Source organism: Desulfosarcina cetonica JCM 12296, assembly GCF_001311845.1.
In the GTDB taxonomy this organism is placed as follows: domain Bacteria; phylum Desulfobacterota; class Desulfobacteria; order Desulfobacterales; family Desulfosarcinaceae; genus Desulfosarcina; species Desulfosarcina cetonica.
In genome coordinates this window covers 1-2,870 of sequence record NZ_BBCC01000367.1, presented here as the reverse complement: position 1 = coordinate 2,870, position 2,870 = coordinate 1, and the positions used below count along the sequence as shown (strand labels likewise).

The following is a 2,870-nucleotide window of genomic DNA, read 5'->3' as shown; positions in this document are numbered from 1 at the left end:
CACTGGCGACCATGCCGCTGCCCGCCCTGGCCGATGCCTGGGCCAGGCTGCGCGAGCTTTCCGCCACCCATTGGGCGATTTTTTGCTCGTCCACCCCGGTCAGGGCGCGCAGGTTGTCCTTGATGTCGCCCAGGGCCTCGGGGCCCCGGTTGAAATAGGCATCCGCGCGCTTGCCGATGACATAGGTAAACAGGACGTTGGTGGTGGCCGAGGCGGCCATGCCCACGGCCGGAACCGCCTTGGCCAGCCATTTTTGGGCGGCGATTTCACCGACCTTCTGGGAAAGCCCTTTGACCGCCGAGCCGCCCAGACGGCCCATGCCGGTGCTCAAGCCGGTCACCGCCAGGAGCACTTCACTGCGTTCGCTTTCGCCCAGTCGATGCCCGTAAACCTCGGCGATCTCCAGGACCAGTTCGGCGTGCAGTTTCAGGGTGCTGCCGATGTCCACGACAAGCCCCACGGTGACGGAAATTGCCGTCCCCAGTCCGGGGAACACGCTGGCGGCCGATGTCGCCGCGCCGACGGTGGCGGCCTTTTGGCATTTGGCCTTGATCAGGCGTTCCACCAGTTCCTCGTTCCGCAAATCCGGGTGTTTGCGCCGCAGCGCCTGGACTCGTGCCACGGCCTTGTCCGGGTCGACGCTGGTCAGCCGCTGGGTGGTATACCCGAAAAACTTGTCAACCAAGGTTGTCGATGACGTATCACCGCTATCGCTGGAAGGGGTGGTGATGATGCCGCCGTTCTCGGCGTGCTGTTCCATGCGGTGGAGGATGGCCAGGGCATCCGCTTTCTTTTGCTCGATCATGTTTTGCCTACGAATCGGTTAATGAAATAGGGTGGCACAAAAGGGCGATCCGGGCAACCGCTTTCCTGTCGGGATGGCTGGCCGTGGGCGGGATCCGCCCAGGCGGCGAATGCGGCTTGACACAACTGCCGCAAACCCACTACAACCGGTTGCGATTCCAAGATATCGGTCATATTGTTAATTCACTGGCCACGGGTTTTCGGAAACCCGGTTTCAGGGACACTGCATGACGCGCCAAGCCCTTTTATCCAGAACGCTTCTCCTGGACCTGGAGACCACGCGGACCGGACGCATCCGGCACGTGGGCGCCGTGTTGGGCGATACGGTGTTCGAGAAAAAGGCGCCGGCCCATGGCCAAAAGACCCTTGCGCGCCTGGATGCCTTGGCCGATCGGGCCGATTTCATCCTCGGACACAATCTCCTGGGGCACGATTTTCCGGTTCTGGCGGCGGCCCACGCCCATCTGCGGATGCTTCAAAAACCGGTCATCGACACCCTCTATCTATCCCCCCTGGCCTTTCCCGAGAATCCCTACCACCACCTGGTCAAGGACTACAAACTGGTGCGTGCCAGCGTCAACGATCCGGTGGCCGCCGCGCGCCTGGCCGCCGCCGTGTTCACCGACCAGTGGGAACGCTTCGATACCATCGGCGCAAAAAATCCCCGGCAGCTCGACTTTTTCCGGTTTTGTTTCTCCGGTACGCGCTTCAACGGCTTCAGCGGCGACGGGTTGGCGGCGGTTTTTGCCCGACTGGGGGCCTCGGGCATGGCGTCCCCTTTGGCGGCGCAAACCTGGTTTCTGGATGCCACCGATGGCATTGTCTGCCTGCCTGCCGCCATTCGGCAACTCCCCGAACTTCTCGCCGACGCCGCCCGGCGTCCCATGCTGGCCTACTGCCTGGCCTGGCTGCAGGTGGCCGGTTCCAACTCGGTGCTGCCGCCCTGGGTGCGCCATCGTTTTCCCGGCATCCCGTCGGTATTGCGGGAACTGCGCGATCTGGCCTGCCAGGACCCGGCCTGCCGGTACTGTCGCCAAAGCCACGACCCGGATGGCCATCTGACGCGGTTTTTCGGATTCTCCGCCTTTCGCCCGCAACCGGCCGATGCCAAGGGGCGCAGTTTGCAACGCGAGATTGTGGTCAGCGGCATGCGCGACGAACCGCTTTTGGCCATCCTGCCCACCGGCGGCGGCAAGTCCCTGTGTTTCCAGTTGCCGGCTTGGTGCGGCATTGGCGCCGGGGATTGCTCACCATCGTCATCAGCCCCCTTCAGGCCCTAATGAAGGATCAGGTGGACAACCTGGTGAAAAATACGGGGACGCCCTTTGCCGAAGCGGTCTACGGCCTCTTGACCCCGGTGGAACGCGGCGCCGTGTTGGAGCGGGTACGCCTGGGGGATGTGGCGATCCTCTACCTGTCGCCGGAACAGCTGCGCAGCCGGTCGGTGCAGCAGGTGCTCAAGCAGCGCGAGATCGGCTGCTGGGTTTTCGACGAGGCCCATTGCCTCTCCAAGTGGGGGCATGACTTTCGTCCCGACTACCTTTACGCGGCGCGCTTCATTCGCGAGTTTTGCGCCGAAAACAACCAGGCCCTGCCGCCGATCTGCGGTTTCACCGCCACGGCCAAGCAGGACGTGGTCGACGAGCTCACCGGTCACTTCCGCGACCAGCTCCGGCAGGAACTCAAACACTTCAGCGGTGGGGTGACCCGCGACAACCTGACCTTCGAGGTGTTGCCCGTGGCCGGTCCCCAGAAACCGGAACAGGTGCTGGCCCTTGTCCGCGAAACCCTGGCCACGGACAGTGACGCCAGCGTGGTCGTTTATGCGGCCACGCGACGCCACACCGAGGAGATCCGCGATTTCCTGCGGCATCATGGGGTGGCGGTCGAGGCCTTCCACGGCGCCTTGGCGGCCAAGGAGAAGCGCGACGTGATCGAGACCTTCGTCGAGGGGCATGTGCCGGTGATCAGCGCCACCAACGCCTTCGGCATGGGCGTAGACAAATCCAACATCCGCCTGGTGCTGCACATGGACATGCCCGGTTCCCTGGAGAACTACATCCAGG

At 63.6% G+C, this 2,870-nt stretch carries 3 protein-coding genes; 2 read left to right on the top strand and 1 reads right to left on the bottom strand.

The annotated features are described in order from the left end of the window. The coding region (locus tag JCM12296_RS33845; protein ID WP_157068165.1) for a DUF697 domain-containing protein at nt 1-805 on the bottom strand (805 nt) is incomplete at its 3' end. Nucleotides 806-1,031: 226 nt separating this feature from the next. Here JCM12296_RS33845 and JCM12296_RS33840 point away from each other — a divergent pair. Together JCM12296_RS33840 and JCM12296_RS33835 are read left to right on the top strand one after the other, a co-directional pair. Beyond that, a complete protein-coding gene (locus JCM12296_RS33840) occupies nt 1,032-2,084 on the top strand; it encodes a hypothetical protein (RefSeq protein ID WP_054702413.1) in 1,053 nt (350 codons plus the stop codon). Then, nucleotides 2,048-2,870, top strand: an 823-nt coding sequence (locus tag JCM12296_RS33835) for a helicase-related protein (protein WP_157068164.1), incomplete at its 3' end; no start/stop codon positions are given. The genes JCM12296_RS33840 and JCM12296_RS33835, both read left to right, overlap by 37 nt.

Bases quoted from the DNA above. Each gene is read 5' to 3' on its own strand.
- JCM12296_RS33840 (WP_054702413.1), top strand. From the start codon at position 1,032: ATGACGCGCCAAGCCCTTTTATCCAGAACGCTTCTCCTGGACCTGGAG.